This is a genomic window from Microcoleus sp. LEGE 07076 (assembly GCF_015207455.1).
Lineage (GTDB): Bacteria > Cyanobacteriota > Cyanobacteriia > Cyanobacteriales > Microcoleaceae > Microcoleus.
In genome coordinates this window covers 1-1,153 of sequence record NZ_JADEWV010000483.1, presented here as the reverse complement: position 1 = coordinate 1,153, position 1,153 = coordinate 1, and the positions used below count along the sequence as shown (strand labels likewise).

The following is a 1,153-nucleotide window of genomic DNA, read 5'->3' as shown; positions in this document are numbered from 1 at the left end:
AATAACCAATAACCAATAACCAATAACAAATAACCAATAACAAATAACCAATAACCAATAACAAATAACAAATAACCAACAAACATTATGCCTAAGTGGCCCGGAAAAGTTTTAGGTATCGGTGCTGGTACAATCTTGCTATTAGGTGCAAGTGGATACTGGTACGTTTTTATTGCGGGAGCTCCTCAGTTAGACCCTCCGAAAGTAGTAGTCGATGCCGACTTAAATTTTCAACTCAAAACATATAAAAGTGCGGCTATGAATTCAGAGCGCACTTACGGCTTGATTTTGCCACCAGGCTACACAAAAAATCCCAAACAGCGCTATCCAGTGATTTTTTTGCTCCACGGCGGGCACGGAGACGCGCGCGCTTATCAAGACAAAGCTGCTGTTACTTCTGTGCTTCACGATTTATATAAAAGCAAAAGATTGCCACCGTCAATTGTAATTACTCCTGACGGGAACGACAAGCGGGGTACGAGTCCTTTGTGGGACCCGCAGTATTTTGACGGGCCCAACGGTCGGGTGGGAACTGCGATCGGCTCCGAATTGGTTCAAATCGTAAAATCGCGGTATAGAACCCTGGAAGACTCCAAATTCTGGGCAATGGGAGGACAATCTTCGGGGGGTTGGGGAGCTTTTAATATCGGTTTGCGCTACTTGAATAATTTTAATATTCTGTTCAGCCACAGCGGTTATTTTACAGATGGAAGCGGCAAGGCTAATAGTCCTAAATATTTAGTGGAAAAACTTCCTGTTCAAGATAAACAGCGGTTGCGCGCTTATTTGGATGCGGGGGAAGAAGACAAGGAATTTCTGACTTCTACGCAACAGTTTCACGAACAGTTAAACCGTTTGGGGATTGCTAACGAGTTTCACAAATTTCCGGGCGGACACGGGATTGTTGGCCCTGATGTCGGTTGGAATTATTGGCACAAGCATTTAGCCGATTCGTTGAGTTATGTTGGAAAAAAGTTTAAGATATCACTGGCCGCACAGAAAAAGTAGAAAGGTGAACTGTGTTACCCCAAAAAACTAGAATTGGACTCTGGACTGCATCATTTTTAACTGGATTGGTAGGAATTATTAACCTGCTATCTGCGGTAACTCCCAGTTTACCCGATCGCCGAAATTGGCTAGAACCATTTTTCCC

1 protein-coding gene is annotated in these 1,153 nt (G+C 43.6%); it reads left to right on the top strand.

The genetic code is table 11. The annotated features are described in order from the left end of the window. Nucleotides 1–87 precede the first annotated feature (87 nt). On the top strand, nt 88–1,008 hold the full coding sequence (locus IQ270_RS30455; RefSeq protein ID WP_193976806.1) for an esterase family protein: 921 nt from the start codon (nt 88–90) through the stop codon (nt 1,006–1,008). The last annotated feature ends 145 nt before the right edge of the window (nt 1,009–1,153 follow it).

Bases quoted from the DNA above. Each gene is read 5' to 3' on its own strand.
- IQ270_RS30455 (WP_193976806.1), top strand. From the start codon at position 88: ATGCCTAAGTGGCCCGGAAAAGTTTTAGGTATCGGTGCTGGTACAATC.